Consider the following 16137-nt stretch of genomic DNA (forward strand, 5'->3'; position numbering starts at 1 on the left):
GCAAAACGGGGCGACATGCGTTCGGTCCTGTCCATACGAGTACCCCTGCATCCAGAGGCCAGTGGGGGCATATTGGGGCACGGATCAGAACGCTGGGGGTATCATGGCACTGACGGACATCCAGGTGAAAGCCGCAAAGCCTGCTGCCAAACCGTACAAGCTTGCCGATGCCAAAGGCCTCTACCTGTACGTGGCCCCGAGTAGGCTTCGATCCTGGCGAATGAAGTATCGATTCTGTGGCGTCGAGAAGACGCTGACCTTTGGTCCATATCCCGAGGTCAGGCTGAGCGAGGCCCGCGAGAAGCGTGATGCAGCGCGCGCCCTGCTGCGCGATGGCCGCGACCCTGGCCTCGAAAAGCGGCTGGCTGCCGCTGCTGGCGCTCAAGATTCTGAAAACGACTTCAGGACTGTCGCTATCGCCTGGCACGAGTTGCACAAGGCAAAGTGGAGCTCAACGCACGCTGCCGATGTCATTGGCAGCCTCGAGCGTGACGTCTTTCCCGCGCTGGGCGGTCTGCCGATCGCGAAGATTACACCGGGAATGGTGCTGGAAACGCTCAGGGCAGTTGAACAGCGTCCGGCGATCGAAACAGCAAGGCGCCTTCGCCAACGTATGTCCGGTGTATTCGTCTACGCGATTGCCTGTGGCTTTGGGCAGTCAGATCCTGCCGCCATAGCGAGAAGCGCGATGAGGCCCTTGCCGGCCAAGGGGCGCCAACCGGCCCTTGTTGATTTGGAGGACGCGAAAATGCTTCTCGCTAAAGCCGAGGCGGCCGCCGCATCGCCAGTAACCAAGATAGCCTCGCGCCTGCTGGCGCTGACTGCGGTACGGTCAAATGTCCTCCGTCGGGCGGAATGGACAGAGTTCGAGCAACTTGATGGCGCTGCCCCTGTCTGGCGCATTCCAGCTGGGAAGATGAAGCTTACCGCAGCTCGGAAGGCCGACATCCGGGAGGAATTCGTGGTGCCACTGTCACCCGACGCTGTGGAAGCTATCGAAGCGGTAAGAAAGCTTACCGGGCGCAGCAAGTTTCTGTTTCCCAGCGCTCGCAGTTTTCATAACGCCATGAGCGAGAATGCGATCGGTTATCTGTACAACCGACTGGGCTACCAGGGTCGCCACGTACCGCACGGCTGGCGAACGACATTCTCCACGCTGATGAACGAACGAGCCGAACGGGAGGAGCGTGCGAATGACCGGGCCGTGATCGATCTGATGCTTGCCCATGTACCCCGGAACAAAATCGAGGGCGCTTACAACCGCGCCGCCTTTGCACCGCGGCGGAGGGAACTTGCGATCCTGTGGGCGCAACTGCTGCTCGAGGGCAGCAAGCCGGTTGCTGAGCTGCTGGAAGGACCGCGGAGGTAGCGATGGACGATGACGGGGGAAGTCCGGGCAAACCGACGATTGCCGCCCTGCAAGCCGACGTCGATGCGGATCTGTTCGAACAGCAGCCAATCCGCATCATTGAGCGTTATCTGGAGAGCTTCTCGTCGAGCGGCGAGATGACGTTTCCCGTGCCCCCGCACATTCTTGAAGCGCTCGCCATTCGCTTTCGTGTTTTTCTGGATCCGGAGTCGGCGATCATATCGCTGGATGAGGCGTTTGGAGGGCAGATGGCTCGGCAGCGGCAAGCGCTCGTAAGCGCCCAAAAACAATTCGAAATCGCGTTCCATGTGATTACCGAAATGCAGCGACTGCAGATGATCTCTACTGCTGACCGAGGCCCCGGGACGCCGTTTGAGATAGCGTGCGAGATCGTGGCCGAGCATTGGGCCATCTCGGTGGATAATGTCCGCCGCATCTACAAAGAGGCAAACCGAAAGCCACCACGCAGCGCAGGGTAGCATTTCATCGGATTGGCTACCCTGTCAGCCCGTCCAGAGTGGTCCAGTTGAACCTCCTCGCAATCAATCTGCAGGTATCAACATGCTTGAACTGCCCATCAATAGCGGCGCATTGCTCCGTCTGCCCGAGGTGTTGCGCCTCATTCCCGTCGGCAAATCGTCGTGGTGGGCCGGGGTCAAGTCCGGTCGCTACCCCCAACCCATCAAGCTCGGGCCGGGCATCACTGTCTGGCGCATCGCTGACATCCACCAGCGCACCGGCCCGGGAAATCTCTGGCTGGCTTCTTAATGCGACGCGCAAACGTCCGCGAGCGCCTGCCACACCCCCACAGTGACAGCAGCTGCCGTATCGGCGCGGAGGATGCGCGGCCCGAGGCTGATCGGCAGCGTCTGCGGCAGTGCCCGAATGGCGTCCCGCTCATCGGCGGTGAAGCCGCCTTCGGGGCCGATGAGGATGGCGGCGGGGGCGGTTGCTGTCTGCAGGGCCGCCGCCATGGGGGCGCCACCGGTTTCATCGGCAAAGATCAGCCGGCGCTCGGCTGGCCAGTCCCGAAGCAAGGCCGCCAGCTTGATCGGCGAATCGAGGGCCGGCACTGCCGTGCGGCCGCATTGCTCGGCGGCCTCGACCATATGCGCGTGAAGCCGATCGAGGTTGAGCTTGTCGACGATCGTGCGCTGGGTGATGACCGGCAGCAGCCGCGCCACACCGAGCTCGCACGCCTTTTCGGCCACCCAGTCGATCCGCCCGCGCTTGAGTGGAGCCGCGCACAGCCAGAGATCGGGCACCACCTCCTGCGGCGCCGATTGCGCTTCGGCCACCACGACCACCTTCTTGCCCACACTCTTCACCCGCGCCGCCCATTCGCCATTGGCGCCATCGAACAGCCGCACCTTGTCTCCCGGTACTCGCCGCATCACCTGCGCCAGATAGTGGGACGCCGGCGGTGGCAGGATGATCTCCACGCCGACGCCCAGCGGGCCGGCCACATGCAGGCGCGGCGTGGTGGAGAGGGTGGTTGACAGATGGGGTGACGTTTCGCTCATGGCAGCATGGCTAGCACGGCCCCCCGCCCAAACGAACCCGCCACTCCGGATGCCGAGGTCAGTGGCTGGCTGCGGCTGCTGCCGGCGGGCGCGCAAGCCTATGCGCGGCTGGCGCGGCTCGATCGGCCGGCGGGCAGCTGGCTGCTGTTCTGGCCCTGCGCCGCCGGTGTGGCGCTGGCCGGCGGCTTGGTGGCGGACTGGGCGCTGATCCCCTGGTTCCTGCTCGGCAGCCTGGCGATGCGCGCCGCCGGCTGTGTGTGGAACGACATCATCGACCGCGATCTTGACGCCAAGGTGGAGCGCACGCGCGCCCGGCCGGTGGCGAGCGGTGCGATCGGCGTGCGTGCGGCACTGGCCTTTGCCGTGGCGCTGTCGCTCATCGGGCTGCTCGTGGTGCTGCAGCTCCGCCCGCTGGCGCAGCTCGTCGCAATTGCCAGCCTCGTGCTTGTCGCCGCCTATCCCTTCATGAAGCGCATCACCTGGTGGCCGCAGGCGTGGCTCGGCCTCACCTTCAACTGGGGCGTTCTGGTGGGCTGGACGGCGATCACGGCACCCGGCTGGCCGATGGCGCTGCTCTATGCCGCCGGCATCTTCTGGACGCTCGGCTATGACACGATCTACGCGCTACAGGACCTTGAGGACGATGCAATGGCGGGAATAAAGTCTTCGGCGCGGGCGCTGGGTGCCCGCGCGCGGACCGGGGTGGCGGGCTTTTATGGCTTGAGCGTTGCCGCACTGGTCGCAGCACTCTGGCTGGCGCTGCCCGATCCGCTCAGCCCGCTCGCTGCCCTGCCGTTCGCGCTGCACTGCCTGTGGCAGGTCTGGGCGTTGAAAGACCATGCGCCCGCCCGCGCGCTGGCGTTGTTCCGCGCCAACCGCCAGGCCGGGCTGCTGCTTTTCGCCGCTTGCGCCGTGGTCGGGCTGGCCTGACTGGACCGGCGGCGCACGGCACCCTAAGGCATGGACCATGCTTACCATCCCCCAAGCCCTTGATCGCCTCGACACCATCATAGCGGCCGCCCGCACGGCGGGAGCCGATGCCGCCGACGCGGTTTATGCCGGCGATGCCAGCACGCAGATCGCGGTGCGGCTCGGCACGCTCGAGGATGTCGGCCGGTCGGAGGGCGAGGAGCTGGGGCTGCGCGTGTTCATCGGACGGCGCTCGGCGAATGTGGTTATCTCCGACCTGTCGCCGACCGCACTTCACGAAGCTGCCGAGCGGGCGGTGACGATGGCGCGGCTGGCACCCGAGGACCGGTACGCCGGGCTCGCCCCTGCCGGGCTGCTGCTGAACGGAACGCCGCCCGAACTCGATATCGAGGATTCGCATGTCATGCCGCCCGAGGCGCTGAAGGCGCTGGCGCTCGAAGCCGAGGACGCGGCGCGCGCCGTGGCGGGGGTGAGCAACTCCGAAGGTGGCGGTGCGTCGGCGGGGCGCGTGGTGACGGCACTCGCCACCAGCACCGGCTTTGCCGCAGGACGGTCCTCGTCCAGCTTCAGCCTCTCCGCCAGCGTCATCGCCGGCGAGGGAGCCGCGATGCAGCGCGACTATGCCTGGCATGCGACACGGCATTTTGCCGATCTGGAAGCAGCAGCCGCCATCGGTCGGCGCGCGGGCGAGCGCGCGGTGCAGCGGGTGGGGCCGCAGAAGCTCGAGACCGCCAGCCTGCCGGTGGTGTTCGACCGGCGAGTCTCGGCCTCGCTGCTCGGCCATCTGGCGGGCGCCATCACCGGCAGCGCCATCACCCGCGGCACCAGCTTCCTCAAGGATGCACTGGGCACCAGGGTGTTCTCCAGCGGCATCCACATCATCGACGATCCGCTGCGGCGGCGCGGCCTGGCGTCGCGCAGCTTCGATGGCGAAGGGCTGCCGGTGCGGCGCACGGCACTGATCGAGGATGGCGTGCTCACAACCTGGCTTCTCGATGTGGCGAGTGCCGCACAATTGGGCCTGCAACCGACCGGCCATGCCAGCCGCGGTGCCGGCGGTCCGCCGGGGGCAGGCACGACCAATCTGCACATGGCAGCGGGCAACCAGAGCGTGGCGGCACTGATCGCCGACATCAAGCGCGGGGTGCTCGTCACAGAGCTGATCGGCATGGGGGTAAACGGCCTGACCGGCGACTATTCGCGCGGCGCCTCGGGCTTTCTGATCGAGAATGGCGAGATCACCGTGCCGGTCGCCGAGATCACCATCGCCGGCAATCTCAAGGCGATGTTCCAGGCGATGGTGCCCGCCGATGACCTCGAATTCCGCATGGGCACCAACGCGCCGACGATCCGCATCGATGGCATGACCATCGCCGGAGCCTGATGCCGGGACGGGCCGAAACCGATGTGGCGCTGGCACGGCGGCTGGCGCAGACGGCCGGAGAGCTCGCGCTCCGCCATTTCCATGGCCCCGAAGACTGGTGGGACAAGTCGCCGGGCAACCCTGTGAGCCGGGCCGACCTCGAGGTCGATGCCTGGCTGAAGGCCGAGCTGGCCAGCGCCCGCCCCGAAGACGGCTGGCTGTCGGAAGAGACCGCCGACACGCCCGGCCGGCTGGGATGCCGCCGCGTGTGGATCATCGACCCGATCGACGGCACCCGCGATTTCGTACGCGGTCGCACCGGCTGGGCGGTGAGCGTGGCACTGGTGGAGGATGGGGCGCCGGTCGTTGCCGCGCTGCACGCACCGGCGCGCACCCAGCTTTTCGTGGCCGAGCTTGGCAAGGGCGCTTGGCTGGGCGATGTGCCGCTCCATTGCAGCGGCCGCGAGGGCTGCATCCGGCTCCCAATCGATGCGCAGAACCTTGCGGCACCCTTCTGGCCGGCGCCATGGCCCGGCGGCGAGCTTGTGGAAAAGCCCAACAGCCTGGCGCTGCGCATGGCCAAGCTGGCAGCGAGCGAGGCTGATGCCTGGATCGAGGGGCGCACGGTGAACGAATGGGATGTCGCGGCATCCGCGCTCATCGTCAGCGAGGCAGGAGGAACGGTGACCGATCGCCACGGCCAGCCGCTGAGCTTCAACAAGCCCGATCCGATCATCCACGGCGTGGCCGCGGCTGCTCCCGGCCTGCACCCGCTGGCACTGCATTATCTGCAGCACGCGCTCGCCATCTTTGCGGCGCATCGGCGGGCGGCGGGCTAGGCCGCGACTGCCACCGCGTCTTCGGGAGCCTTGCTGCGCTGGCGCTCCCAAGCCAGTGCATGGCCGACCATCGTCGTCAGGTCCTTGTAGGCCGGCGTCCAACCGAGTGCGGACGCGAGGCTGGCGTCGGCCACCAGGCTGGCGGGATCCCCGGCGCGGCGCGGTCCGAAGCTGTAGGGGATGTTGCGGCCGCTTACCTTGCCCAGCGCCGACAGCACATCGAGGACGCTCTGCCCCTCGCCATAACCGAGGTTGAAGGTGAGGCTCTGCCCCTTGGCGGCGAGGATCGTTCGCAGCAGCAGCACATGTGCTGCGGCGATGTCGCTGACATGCACATAGTCGCGCACCCCCGAGCCGTCGGGAGTTGGATAGTCATTGCCATGGACAGTGATCATGTCGCGCTGGCCGGTGGCGACCTGCGTGGCGATCTCGATCAGATGGTGCGGGTGGAGGCTGTTCTGGCCCGAGCGGCCGAGCGGATCGGCGCCGGCGACGTTGAAATAACGGAGGATGCCGACCGACATGCCGTGCGGCGACGCGGCAGCAATGTCCCGCAGCACACGCTCGGCCATCGCCTTGGAGGCACCATAGGGGTTGATCGGATCGAGGCGATCGGTCTCGCGAAGCCGGGAGCCGTCGTTCTCGGCATAGACAGCGGCGGTGGAGGACAGGAGGACCGCGCCGACGCCGGCAGCTGCAGCGGTGTCGGCAAGCTCCAGCGTCTCCACGAGATTGTTGCGATAATAGGCCGCAGGCTGCGTCACCGAATCGCCGACACTGATGCTCGCAGCGAAATGCATGACCGCGCCGATGTTCTCGCGCCGGATGATCCGCGTGACCAGCGCGGAGTCGCCGGCCTTGCCGCGCACGAACACTGCTCCCTCGGGCACCAGCAACGACGAGCCGGTGGACATGTCATCGAGCACAACCACCTTCACGCCCTGATCGAGCAGTGCAAGGGCTGCATGGCTGCCGATATAGCCGGCGCCGCCTGTCACCAGCACGGCGGGGCAATCGGCAATCGGGATCTTCGGGAGCGGCTCGGACTGGACGATCGGCGTGGGCCGGTTGCGATGTTTAGCCATGCTGATACTCCTTACTCATACCGGGGTTACAACCCGGATTTCAGAGTCTTGTTCCAGCCGTCCGAGCAATTCCCACAGGCTCTTGCGACGGATCGCATGCGCGTCAGCGAGCCAGTGGCGCAACGTTGAGACGCAGCTTGATCGCCAGTCCGCGCCGCCGCCAACGGCGCTGGGTTTCCGAAGCAAGGCCCATCTTCATGGCGCGGTCGATGAGGGCCGTACCGAAGCCCTGCTGCCCTGGAGCCGCGGTGATCGGCGGGCCGCCGCTCTCCACCCACATCAACGTCAGATGCTCCGCCGACTGGCGAACGCGCACGGCGATGCGCCCCTGCGGGCTTGAAAGGGCTCCATATTTGACCGCGTTCGTGGCGAGCTCATGCACGACCAGCGTCACGAAGGTGGATGTCGACGGCCCGAGCGGGGCATCGACACCGGTGATCGTCACTTCCGGCCCATCGGTTTCGGCATAGGGGCGCAACAGCAGTTCGAGCAGCCCCTGCAGCCGCACCGGGGCTGCCTCATTGGCACCCGTCATCGGCCAGGCATATTCATGCGCCTGCGCCAGTGCCGCGAGCCGCGCCTTGGCGCTGGCGGCAAAATCCTTCGCTTCGGGGCGTGACCGTGCGGAAAAGGCGATGACGCTGCCGACGACGGCGAAGATGTTGCCGATCCGGTGTGCGAGCTCGCGCGCCAGAAGCGTGGCCTGGCTCTCGCTGGACTTGATGGCATCGATGTCCACCGCGGTCCCGATCCAGCGGGCCGTCCCGATATCGAAGGCTGCACGCGCGAGCACCCATCCATATTGGCTGTTGTGCCGGCGCAACCTGAAGCTCTGCTCGAACGGCGCGCCGCTGGCCATGCTCGCCTGCCAGCCGCTCCCCAGCGCCTCCCTGTCATCGGTGTGGACGGCCTGCAGCCAATCCGACCCGGCACAGGCTGCGGCATCGAGGCCGGTATGGGCGTGCCAGCGCGCATTGAAATGCCAGTGCTGTCCGCCATCGGTCGCCACCCAGGCGATTTCCGGCAGCGCATCGAACATATTCCCAGTGCCCGGATCGAACGCGGACAACGCCATGAAACTACTTTCGCATGGCTCCGCTCGGGACCCTGCGTCTGGCATTGCCGGAAAGCCGAGGGTCGAACCGCCGAGGGTCGACCCGCCCGGGGTCGAGCCGCCCAGGGTCGAACCAACGCCTCGCTGGCCGAATTCATTTTGGTGCACAGCGTCTCCGCGGGGGCCAGATGTCCAAAAGCCCGGATAATCTGGTTCATCATGGAGGTCTGCGCACTAGTGGACAGACCTCCATGATTGCTGATGGCCAAGACGCGGCCTATCGTGTCACCTGTGAAATCAGATCTGCCTCATAACAATCTGCTTCGCTTTCTGAAGCCACCTGACCAGGCGCTACTGGTCAGGCACCTCGAACCACTTCGTGTGGCCGCCGGTGAAATCCTTTACGAACCCGGGGACGATGTGGACCATGTGCACTTTCCCGAGGGGCCGGCGCTGATCTCGTTCATGGTCGCCTTCGAGGATGGAAACTCGGTGGAATGCGCGCTGATCGGCCGCGAAGGTGCTGTCGGCGGAATCGTGAGCCAGGGTCATCTGCCGGCCTACACGCGGTCGGTGGTGCAGTATCCCGGCACCTTGTGGCGGATGGAGACGCGGCAGCTGCAGGCGATCAAGGAAGAATCACCAGCCCTTGATCAGCTGTTCACGCACTATGCCGATTGCCTGCTCTCGCAGATCTTCCAGTCAGTCGCCTGCAGTGCCGCGCACAGCATCGAGCAGCGCACGGCGCGCTGGTTGCTCTCGGCGCATGACAGGACTGGTGATCTCGCCATCCCCATCACCCAGCAACGGCTTGCCGAACTGCTCGGGGTGGGACGCAGCTATGTCAGCCGTGTGCTGGCCGGCCTGAAGAGCGACAATGCGCTCAAGGTCTCGCTCGGCTGCATACAAATTCTCGATCGCCGTCGTCTGGATCGGCACAGCTGCAACTGCACGCGATCGGTGCGCGCGCACTTCGACAAGGTGCTGGCCCAAGTCTACCCTCCCGACAAGCGCAGCTGAGCCTCAGTTGGTTTCGGCGCGCTTGAAGCTGCGTGCCATCAGCGCCTGGCCGATGGTGGCGATCACCGTCTCGGCCTTGAACGGTTTGGTCACCAGATACGCCGGTTCGGGACGCTCGCCGGTCAGCAAACGTTCCGGGTAAGCGGTGATGAAAATCACCGGCACATCGAAGGTTTCCAGGATTTCGCGCGCGGCATCGAGGCCGGAAGATCCGTCGGCCAGCTGAATGTCGGCAAGCACCAGCTCCGGCAGAACCTCATGTGCGCGGATCGTTGCATCCTCATGCGTCATCGCCATGCCGGACACTTCATGCCCCATGTCCTCGACGATCTGCTCGAGATGCATCGCAATGAGCGGCTCGTCTTCGATGATCAACACCCGCGACCGGATCGTCTCGGCGATGGCGGCCTTGGCACGGCTGACCTGGCCGGCAATCACCTCTTCGGTCTCATCGAGGATGAAGGCGGTCTCGGCGAGGCTGAACCCCTCGACAACAGTCAGCAGCAGCGCCTCCATGCCTCCCGGCGGCATGTCGTAAATCTCTGTTGCCGGCAATGAAGGTGATGGCAGCTCAGCGGTCTGCAGCACCGAGTGGAACAGCCGGAACAACGCCAGCTTGGGCCGCTTGTCGTCAGCCGAATAACTGCCCGGCAGATGCTCGGGCTCGATCAGAATGGTTTCCAGGGTCAGGCGCACATAAGCGTCTCCACGACGCTGCGCACCGGTAAGCGCACGTGCATACCGGCGGAGGGGAGGCAAATGCGGCCCGAGCGCAGCCCGCATCGAAATCACTTCTGTCACGCATCACTCCGGATAACCAATAGTGCAACCGCACAACACCATAGCAGCTTGCCGGTTCCAAGCCGACCGGCAAAAAACCCCCCGTTGATAGGGAACCATTATCTTATCGCATGGTTTGCACCCATTGACGATGATGGAAACCAGATGAATGGCTGAAAAACATCCCGCGGCCGATGGTGCACAGGAGCCTGCAAAGCCGCTCTATCATGAGTCGCAGCAGGACATGGGACTGCCGTTGCGCGGCGCGGGTCCACCCCGGCGCGGTCGCCGTGTCGGTGATGATCCCGTGTCGCTGGGACTGCGGAAGCTTTGGCAGGACGTGGAACGCGAGTCGGTGCCAGACGAGTTCTTCGATCTTCTCGATGCCATCGACGCCGTTCGCAAATCGTCCGAGTCCCCGCCGTCGAATGAACCTGCCGCGCTGGCCAACGGGACCATCGAGCCCGAGGGCAGCCAATGAGCAAGGTGGTTGATCACGCAGGCGGCGAAATTCCGGAAGGTACGCCGGCCCCGGGCACCAGCGGAAAGTTGCGCCTCGGTGCGAGCGATGAAGCGCAATTCCGGCGCCAGTTGACCGAGGTCATCCCTTCGCTCCGGGCCTATGCCCGCAGTCTTTGCTACAACCGGGATCTGGCCGATGACCTGACGCAGGAAGCGCTCGCCAAGGGTTGGGGCGCACGCGCCTCCTTCACGCCCGGCAGCAATTTTCGCGGCTGGATGTTTCGGATCCTGCGCAACCACTTTTATTCCGTGGTCAAGGTGTCGCGCCGGTTTGTCGAGCTCGATCCCGAAGTGACCGACCGGTTGATGGTGACGGCCCCATCGCAGGAGGCAGGCCTCAATCTCGAAGATTTGCAGCGCGGTCTGCTGCTGTTGCCGGCGGAGCAGCGTGAAGCTTTGCTGCTGATGGAGTCGGGGCTTCGCTGCGAGGACATTGCCGGGATCATGGACACGCCGGTCGGCACCGTGAAAAGCCGGATCAGCCGTGGCCGCAGCGCGCTTCGGCGCCACATGGATGGATCATCCTCGCATGAGTCCGCTCGCCTGCCATCGTCCGGCCGGTCGCAATTGTCGCAGACAGCCAACAATCGCTGATGCAGGAAATGTTCGGAAAGCCTGCGCCGCGACGAACGGCGAGTCTTGTTGCGCCGTTGCCGCTGCTCGACCGGATGACCCGCAGGAGTTCCATTCGCGGCATCCTCCTGTTCATCATGCTGGTGTCGCTGCTGCCGCTGGTGCTGCTTTCCACCTGGCAGGGGATCGCCCGGCTGCAGCGCGACCGCAGCGCCGGAAGCGGGCAATTGCTCGAATCTGCGATGATGACCAGCGCGTCCGAACGCAATGTTATCGCAGGTGCCCGAGCCATTCTTGGCGTGCTGGCGACAATCCCCGATGTCCGGGCGCGCGAGCAGGCAACATGTGGCCCCATCCTGCAGGAAACCGTACGGCGCTATCCGGCCTATAGCCATTTCTCGATCGCGCGGCCCGATGGCACGCTCGCCTGCGCGAGCGACCCGAGCGCCGTCGGCATGACGATGAAGGAGCCGATCCTCTCGAAGCAGTTGCAGACCAGCGGATTTCTGGTGACGGCACCGATATGGGGCGAGATTTCGAACCGACCGATCCTGCGCGCCGTGCTGCCACTCCGCGCTGCCGACGGCGAATTTGACGGGGTCATCACGGCATCGATCGATCTTGCGTGGATCGAGCGGCTGCTCAGCGAACAGCATCGCCTCGACAATGTGGCTGTGGCGCTGGTGGATGGCGCAGGCCGCCCGGTGGTGAGCAGCCGACAGCTGCCGTGGAAGCAGCTCGATATTCTTCCGAAGAATGCTGATGCAAATAACGACGAGGTGTTCACCGTGGCAGGGCCGGACGGGCGGGACTGGTCCTATGCCGTGGCACCGCTGCATATCGATACCGAAGGCGGCGAATCGTTCCACATTGTCTATGCCGCTGCCCAGCCGTTCCGCTTCGGCAGTGACTGGTGGTTTGCCGCAGGCTATTTCCTGCTGCCGCTGCTCGCGCTGGTGCTGGCCTCGGCGGCAATCTGGTATGGTGCCAACCGCGCCATCCTGCGCTGGATTGCCGAGCTCGGGACACTCGCCGGGCGAATCGGCAACAGCGGTGGTTCCGATCTCAGGCGCCGGCCAAGCTTTGCCAATGCGCCGATGGAAATGCGCGATTTTGCGGCGGACCTTTTGCGCATGGGCAATTCGATTGCCGAGCGCGACCATCGGTTGCGGCAATCGGTCGAGACCCAGACGGCCGTGGCGCGCGAACTTCATCACCGGGTCCGCAACAACCTGCAGGTGATGGGCAGCTTTCTCAGTCTTCAGGCTGCACGCATGCCTGCCGGGCAGGCGCGCGTGGCGCTCGACGAAGCGCAGCTCCGCGTCGCGACGCTGGCGATGGTCAACGGCCTGCTCTACGCCGACGGCGAGCTCACCACAGTGTCGGTTTCCGATCTGCTTGAGCCTCTCGAGGAGCTGCTGGCGTCGCACGGCCGCTGCCGCGGCGAGGTGATCGTCGATCCCGATCTTGCACCGCAGGTTGTCGATCTCGATCGTGCCGTGCCGCTCTCCTTGTGGGTGGTGGAAGCTGCCGTCTGCCTGTTCGAAAGGGCGGGCGGGGATGAGGATGCCGGGACCTTCCGTATCCATATCACCAGCGAGGACGATATGATCTGCTTCGTGGTGACCGCACACGGCCTGCTCCCCGATTCCGGTCGTGACAGCCTTCACCGCCGGCTCGTCATCGCCATTGCCCATCAATTGGGGGGCCGCTCGCGCATCGACGATGTCGGGCCGGACAAGGGCCAGATCGTGCTGTCGATGCCGCTGGACAAGGTGATGACAGTCGAGGCGCGCGGTTGAAGCCTGACGCCGGCTCAGACCAGATAGCCTGGCCGGGCCACGAAGGCCTGCATGCGCGCCCCAAGCGCTTCAAGATCGAGGTCGGAGCCCCGCACCCGCCGGAAGATCTGCCGCTCCTCCATTTCTGCATGGTGCGCGAAATGCTCGCGGAGCACGGTCATATGGGCACGGAGCATCTCCGGCGACATGGCAGGATCGGCGATGTGCTCAAGCAGAAATTCGGTGGTCATGCGCTCCACGACGGCAACATCGATCAGCTCGGCGGTGTCGAGCACTGCAGACACGGCCGGATAGAACACCTGCTGCTCGAGCGCCTGATGGCTTGCGATCGCCGCACAGATCGGCGCTTTCAAGGCCAGCTGCCGCTCCGGGGTGGCGACTTCGAATTGCTCGAAGAGCGCATCGATCTCGCGGTGTACAGCGGTCAGCAGGGCAATGGCATTGGGTGGTTGGGGCACACGATCAAGCCTTGAGTGATTTCATTGTCGAACCAACCATGGCTGGGCGGCCAAGTTCCGGGCGGATGACTGCGCTTTGAGATGGTTTGCAGTCCGCTTGAAATTTGTGCGGGCAAGGAACCAAAACCGGCATCATATCTTGAATTTCATGGAACATCGCGGGGGCATCACCGGAGGTTTTCATGAACAAGATTGCTCTGCTCGCTCTCTCGACTGGATTCGCGACCATGGCCGTGGCGCAGGAAGCGCCGCCGACAACTGGTTCCACGGCAGTACCCTCTGCTCCGGCTCCGGCACCGCCCCTCGGCGCGCCGAATGCCGGCATGGGCAACGCGCCTTCCGCTAGCATCCCGGCCACGCCGCCGCAGCGACCGCCTTTGGCGGACCGCGGACTTGGATCCATGCCGACCGCGCCTGCGCCTGCGCCAGCGATCGGCCAGACCCCGGCGCCGGGCTCGGTCGTGGAGAATCCACGACCCTGAGGCCGGATCATCGACCTGATTGCCGACTCCGACGAAAGAACCATCTTCGATGAAAATGCTGTCCAGCGCGGCCAACGGGCTTGTCGCGACCGATGCCGATGCGCCAACACATCCCTTGCTGCTTTGTTTCTCGCATCTGCGTTGGAATTTTGTGTTTCAGCGCCCGCAGCACCTGATGACCCGCGCCACCACCGATTACGAAGTGATCTTCGTGGAGGAGCCGATGGATGCGCCCGACATGACGCCGGGCTGGTCGATCGCCATCAGCGGCGGGGTTACCGTCGCAACACCGCTGCTTCCCGCTGGCGGCAGTCATGAGCAGCGCGTCGAAACCCAGGCGTTGCTCGTCGACAATCTGCTGATGGGCCGGCTGCCCCGCGTCGTCTGGTATTACACGCCGATGGCGCTCGAATTCAGCGGCTCGCTCGGCAGCACCACGACTGTCTATGACAACATGGACGAACTGGCGCTGTTTCATGGAGCCGACAGCCGCATCCGCCAGCAGGAAGCACTGCTGATGGCGCGGGCCGATGTGGTGTTCACCGGCGGCCACAGTCTCTACGAGGCCAAGCGGCATCTGCATCCCAATATCCACCCGGTGCCATCGAGCGTCGATATCGCCCATTTCCGCCGGCCCGAGCCGATGCTCGCCGATCCGCAGGATCAGGCGCATATCCCGCATCCGCGCATCGGCTTTTTCGGCGTCATCGACGAGCGGATGGACATGGCGCTGGTTGACGAGCTGGCCGCACGCTGCCCCGAGATGCAGTTCGTGATGGTTGGGCCGATCGTGAAGATCGACCCTGCTTCGTGCCCCGAGCGTCCCAACCTCCATTGGATCGGCGGCAGGAGCTACGACCAGCTGCCCGCCTATCTCCACCATTGGGACTGCGGCTTCATGCCGTTCGCGCGCAACGATGCCACGCGCTTCATAAGCCCCACCAAGACACCGGAATTCCTGGCAGCCGGCTTGCCCGTCGTCTCCACCGCCATCCCCGATGTGCAGAACCCCTATGGCGATCTCGGCCTTGTCGGAATCGCCGATGATGCCGAAGGCCTTGCCGCCGCCATTGAGGTCGCTCTTGCCTCTGCCGGCGACCCTGCATGGCACAGCCGCGTGGCCGAGCAGCTGCGAAGCTCGTCGTGGGACAGCACCTGGGCGCTGATGCACCGTGAAATCAGCACCGTCACAACGCAAGCTCTGGAGAGCGAACATGCATGATTGGATTGTGGTCGGCGCCGGCTTTGCCGGTGCGGTAATGGCCGAGCGCATCGCCTCGCAACGCGGCGAGACCGTGCTGGTGGTCGACAAACGCGACCATATCGCCGGCAATGCGCATGATCGCCGCAATGCCGATGGCGTGCTCTTCCACCAATATGGCCCGCACATCTTCCATACCAACAGCAGCATGATCTCGGATTATCTGTCGCAGTTCACCGAATGGCGCCCGTACGAGCATCGCGTGCTGGCGTCGGTCGATGGGCAGCTAGTGCCGATTCCGATCAATCGCACCACGATCAACAAGCTCTATGGGCTCGACCTCGACGAAGCCGGCGTCGAAGCCTTTCTGGCGGCGCGCGCCGAGCCCGTCGAGACCATCCGCACCTCCGAGGACGTCGTCGTCGGCAAGGTCGGGCGCGAGCTCTACGAGAAGTTCTTCCGCGGCTATACCCAGAAGCAATGGGGCCTCGATCCCAGCGAGCTCGATCGCTCGGTGACGGCACGGGTGCCTACGCGCACCAACGATGACGACCGTTACTTCACCGACTCGTTCCAGCAGATGCCGCGCGATGGCTATACGGCGATGTTCGAGCGCATGCTCGCCAATCCGCTCATCACCGTCCAGCTCGGCGTCGATGCGCTGGCGATGCCGGCCGCCGACCGGCCGCGGCGGATGGTCTTCACCGGGCCGATCGATGCCTATTACGGCCATGTCTATGGTGCGCTGCCGTATCGCTCGCTGCAATTCCACCATGTCACGCTCGACGAGGCCTGGACGCAGCAGGTCGGAACGATCAACTTCCCGCAGGATCAGGATTATACCCGCGTCACCGAGGTGAAGCACCTCACCGGTCAGAACCACCCCTGCACGACCCTCACCTATGAGTATCCGAGCGCGGAGGGCGACCCCTATTATCCCATTCCGCGGCCGGAGAACGAAGCGCTGTTCAAGCGCTACGAAGCGCTCGCACGTGCCGAGGAGAACACCTGGTTCGTCGGACGGCTGGCAACATACCGCTATTACAACATGGATCAGGTGGTCGGCCAGGCACTCGCGACGTTCCAGCGGCTCGATGCTGCGGTGCCGCGCACCGGTCGGCAAGCCGCCTGAAGCA

General features: G+C 64.8%; 18 protein-coding genes. 12 read left to right on the forward strand and 6 right to left on the reverse strand.

Going from position 1 to position 16137, the window contains the following annotated elements; all coding sequences use genetic code 11:
• Nucleotides 1-103 precede the first annotated feature (103 nt).
• The 3 genes from FHS79_RS01205 to FHS79_RS01215 all read left to right on the forward strand — a co-directional run bounded on the left by FHS79_RS01205 (nucleotide 104) and on the right by FHS79_RS01215 (nucleotide 2137).
• On the forward strand, nucleotides 104-1369 hold the full coding sequence (locus FHS79_RS01205) for a tyrosine-type recombinase/integrase (RefSeq protein ID WP_184194145.1): 1266 nt from the start codon (nucleotides 104-106) through the stop codon (nucleotides 1367-1369).
• A gap of 2 nt (nucleotides 1370-1371) precedes the next feature.
• The gene (locus FHS79_RS01210; protein ID WP_184194148.1) at nucleotides 1372-1848 is read left to right on the forward strand and encodes a hypothetical protein; all 477 of its coding nucleotides are present in this window, start codon (nucleotides 1372-1374) and stop codon (nucleotides 1846-1848) included.
• A gap of 82 nt (nucleotides 1849-1930) precedes the next feature.
• On the forward strand, nucleotides 1931-2137 hold the full coding sequence (locus tag FHS79_RS01215; RefSeq protein ID WP_184194151.1) for a helix-turn-helix transcriptional regulator: 207 nt from the start codon (nucleotides 1931-1933) through the stop codon (nucleotides 2135-2137).
• On the opposite strand, the gene FHS79_RS01220 is transcribed toward FHS79_RS01215, so the two are convergent.
• Nucleotides 2134-2892, reverse strand: a complete 759-nt coding sequence (locus FHS79_RS01220) for a 16S rRNA (uracil(1498)-N(3))-methyltransferase (RefSeq protein ID WP_184194154.1) — start codon at nucleotides 2890-2892, stop codon at nucleotides 2134-2136. The genes FHS79_RS01215 and FHS79_RS01220 overlap by 4 nt on opposite strands.
• A gap of 6 nt (nucleotides 2893-2898) precedes the next feature.
• Here FHS79_RS01220 and ubiA point away from each other — a divergent pair, with 6 nt between their 5' ends.
• The 3 genes from ubiA to FHS79_RS01235 are packed head-to-tail and all read left to right on the forward strand — an operon-like array spanning nucleotide 2899 to nucleotide 6024.
• Nucleotides 2899-3822 carry a 4-hydroxybenzoate octaprenyltransferase gene (ubiA, locus tag FHS79_RS01225; protein ID WP_184194156.1) on the forward strand — a complete coding sequence of 308 codons (924 nt, stop codon included), beginning with the start codon at nucleotides 2899-2901 and terminating at the stop codon, nucleotides 3820-3822.
• 37 nt (nucleotides 3823-3859) lie between these two features.
• Nucleotides 3860-5206: a TldD/PmbA family protein gene (locus FHS79_RS01230; protein WP_184194159.1), complete on the forward strand. Its 1347-nt coding sequence runs from the start codon at nucleotides 3860-3862 to the stop codon at nucleotides 5204-5206.
• On the forward strand, nucleotides 5206-6024 hold the full coding sequence (locus FHS79_RS01235) for an inositol monophosphatase family protein (RefSeq protein WP_184194162.1): 819 nt from the start codon (nucleotides 5206-5208) through the stop codon (nucleotides 6022-6024). Before FHS79_RS01230 ends, FHS79_RS01235 begins: the two co-directional genes overlap by 1 nt.
• Here the strand turns inward: FHS79_RS01235 and galE are convergent.
• On the reverse strand, nucleotides 6021-7109 hold the full coding sequence (gene galE, locus FHS79_RS01240; protein WP_184194165.1) for a UDP-glucose 4-epimerase GalE: 1089 nt from the start codon (nucleotides 7107-7109) through the stop codon (nucleotides 6021-6023). The two genes, FHS79_RS01235 and galE, sit on opposite strands and share 4 nt — an antisense overlap.
• A 103-nt stretch (nucleotides 7110-7212) precedes the next feature.
• Nucleotides 7213-8148, reverse strand: a complete 936-nt coding sequence (locus FHS79_RS01245) for an HWE histidine kinase domain-containing protein (RefSeq protein WP_184194169.1) — start codon at nucleotides 8146-8148, stop codon at nucleotides 7213-7215.
• Nucleotides 8149-8544: 396 nt separating this feature from the next.
• On the opposite strand from FHS79_RS01245, the gene FHS79_RS01250 reads away from it, so the two are divergent.
• Nucleotides 8545-9183, forward strand: a complete 639-nt coding sequence (locus tag FHS79_RS01250; protein ID WP_207792175.1) for a Crp/Fnr family transcriptional regulator — start codon at nucleotides 8545-8547, stop codon at nucleotides 9181-9183.
• A gap of 3 nt (nucleotides 9184-9186) precedes the next feature.
• Here FHS79_RS01250 and FHS79_RS01255 read toward each other — a convergent pair whose 3' ends face one another.
• A complete protein-coding gene (locus tag FHS79_RS01255) occupies nucleotides 9187-9972 on the reverse strand; it encodes a response regulator (RefSeq protein WP_184194640.1) in 786 nt (261 codons plus the stop codon).
• Nucleotides 9973-10132: 160 nt separating this feature from the next.
• On the opposite strand from FHS79_RS01255, the gene FHS79_RS01260 reads away from it, so the two are divergent.
• From FHS79_RS01260 to FHS79_RS01270, 3 genes are all read left to right on the forward strand, one after another.
• Nucleotides 10133-10444 carry a NepR family anti-sigma factor gene (locus tag FHS79_RS01260; RefSeq protein WP_184194176.1) on the forward strand — a complete coding sequence of 104 codons (312 nt, stop codon included), beginning with the start codon at nucleotides 10133-10135 and terminating at the stop codon, nucleotides 10442-10444.
• Complete coding sequence (locus FHS79_RS01265; RefSeq protein WP_184194179.1) at nucleotides 10441-11079, forward strand: sigma-70 family RNA polymerase sigma factor; 639 nt, start codon at nucleotides 10441-10443, stop codon at nucleotides 11077-11079. The genes FHS79_RS01260 and FHS79_RS01265 overlap by 4 nt, the downstream gene beginning before the upstream one ends.
• 74 nt (nucleotides 11080-11153) lie before the next feature.
• Entirely contained in the window at nucleotides 11154-12860 is a 1707-nt protein-coding gene (locus FHS79_RS01270) for a histidine kinase dimerization/phosphoacceptor domain -containing protein (protein ID WP_184194182.1), read from the forward strand.
• 14 nt (nucleotides 12861-12874) lie between these two features.
• Here the strand turns inward: FHS79_RS01270 and FHS79_RS01275 are convergent, their stop codons facing one another.
• Together FHS79_RS01275 and FHS79_RS01280 are read right to left on the reverse strand one after the other, a co-directional pair.
• Nucleotides 12875-13318 (reverse strand): hemerythrin domain-containing protein, encoded by a 444-nt coding sequence (locus FHS79_RS01275; protein WP_184194185.1) that lies wholly within the window; start codon nucleotides 13316-13318, stop codon nucleotides 12875-12877.
• A 4-nt stretch (nucleotides 13319-13322) separates the two neighbouring features.
• Nucleotides 13323-13508 carry a hypothetical protein gene (locus FHS79_RS01280; RefSeq protein WP_184194188.1) on the reverse strand — a complete coding sequence of 62 codons (186 nt, stop codon included), beginning with the start codon at nucleotides 13506-13508 and terminating at the stop codon, nucleotides 13323-13325.
• A gap of 467 nt (nucleotides 13509-13975) precedes the next feature.
• Between FHS79_RS01280 and FHS79_RS18610 the strand changes: the two genes are divergently transcribed.
• A complete protein-coding gene (locus FHS79_RS18610; protein ID WP_184194191.1) occupies nucleotides 13976-15022 on the forward strand; it encodes a glycosyltransferase in 1047 nt (348 codons plus the stop codon).
• The gene (glf, locus tag FHS79_RS18615) at nucleotides 15015-16133 is read left to right on the forward strand and encodes a UDP-galactopyranose mutase (protein ID WP_184194194.1); all 1119 of its coding nucleotides are present in this window, start codon (nucleotides 15015-15017) and stop codon (nucleotides 16131-16133) included. The genes FHS79_RS18610 and glf overlap by 8 nt, the downstream gene beginning before the upstream one ends.
• Nucleotides 16134-16137 lie beyond the last annotated feature (4 nt).

This window comes from Polymorphobacter multimanifer, assembly GCF_014205635.1.
In the GTDB taxonomy this organism is placed as follows: domain Bacteria; phylum Pseudomonadota; class Alphaproteobacteria; order Sphingomonadales; family Sphingomonadaceae; genus Sandarakinorhabdus; species Sandarakinorhabdus multimanifer.

Excerpts from the sequence above, each read along its gene's own strand:
- FHS79_RS01205 (WP_184194145.1), top strand. The coding sequence starts at position 104 with ATGGCACTGACGGACATCCAGGTGAAAGCCGCAAAGCCTGCTGCCAAA.
- FHS79_RS01210 (WP_184194148.1), top strand. The coding sequence starts at position 1,372 with ATGGACGATGACGGGGGAAGTCCGGGCAAACCGACGATTGCCGCCCTG.
- FHS79_RS01215 (WP_184194151.1), top strand. The coding sequence starts at position 1,931 with ATGCTTGAACTGCCCATCAATAGCGGCGCATTGCTCCGTCTGCCCGAG.
- FHS79_RS01220 (WP_184194154.1), bottom strand. The coding sequence starts at position 2,892 with ATGAGCGAAACGTCACCCCATCTGTCAACCACCCTCTCCACCACGCCG.
- ubiA (WP_184194156.1), top strand. The coding sequence starts at position 2,899 with ATGGCTAGCACGGCCCCCCGCCCAAACGAACCCGCCACTCCGGATGCC.
- FHS79_RS01230 (WP_184194159.1), top strand. The coding sequence starts at position 3,860 with ATGCTTACCATCCCCCAAGCCCTTGATCGCCTCGACACCATCATAGCG.
- FHS79_RS01235 (WP_184194162.1), top strand. The coding sequence starts at position 5,206 with ATGCCGGGACGGGCCGAAACCGATGTGGCGCTGGCACGGCGGCTGGCG.
- galE (WP_184194165.1), bottom strand. The coding sequence starts at position 7,109 with ATGGCTAAACATCGCAACCGGCCCACGCCGATCGTCCAGTCCGAGCCG.
- FHS79_RS01245 (WP_184194169.1), bottom strand. The coding sequence starts at position 8,148 with ATGTTCGATGCGCTGCCGGAAATCGCCTGGGTGGCGACCGATGGCGGA.
- FHS79_RS01260 (WP_184194176.1), top strand. The coding sequence starts at position 10,133 with ATGGCTGAAAAACATCCCGCGGCCGATGGTGCACAGGAGCCTGCAAAG.
- FHS79_RS01265 (WP_184194179.1), top strand. The coding sequence starts at position 10,441 with ATGAGCAAGGTGGTTGATCACGCAGGCGGCGAAATTCCGGAAGGTACG.
- FHS79_RS01270 (WP_184194182.1), top strand. The coding sequence starts at position 11,154 with ATGACCCGCAGGAGTTCCATTCGCGGCATCCTCCTGTTCATCATGCTG.
- FHS79_RS18610 (WP_184194191.1), top strand. The coding sequence starts at position 13,976 with ATGACCCGCGCCACCACCGATTACGAAGTGATCTTCGTGGAGGAGCCG.
- glf (WP_184194194.1), top strand. The coding sequence starts at position 15,015 with ATGCATGATTGGATTGTGGTCGGCGCCGGCTTTGCCGGTGCGGTAATG.